The organism is Pantoea sp. SIMBA_079 (assembly GCF_046940275.1).
In the GTDB taxonomy this organism is placed as follows: domain Bacteria; phylum Pseudomonadota; class Gammaproteobacteria; order Enterobacterales; family Enterobacteriaceae; genus Pantoea; species Pantoea borealis.
The window spans coordinates 1-241 of record NZ_JAWRYR010000828.1; the positions used below are offsets into that span (position 1 = coordinate 1).

Annotated in this window: 1 protein-coding gene; it reads right to left on the bottom strand. The window is 57.7% G+C overall.

Features of this window, described 5'->3' with window-relative positions; all coding sequences use genetic code 11:
- Window positions 1-241: hypothetical protein (locus tag SB719_RS22270; RefSeq protein WP_412160050.1), on the bottom strand; the 241-nt coding region annotated here is incomplete at both ends.

Sequence of the window (241 nt, forward strand, 5' to 3'; positions counted from 1 at the left end):
GCCTTCGACCTCTTCGATGTGCTGGGTGAGGCGCGGGATCAGGCGGTTGATCTCGATGTACAGCTTGGAGCTGTCCTCGGCCTGACCGGAAATGATCAGCGGGGTACGCGCTTCGTCGATGAGGATGGAGTCGACTTCGTCGATCACGGCGAAGTTCAGTTCACGCTGGAACTTCTCGTCCTGGCTGAACGCTATGTTGTCGCGCAGGTAGTCGAAACCGAATTCGTTGTTGGTGCCGTAG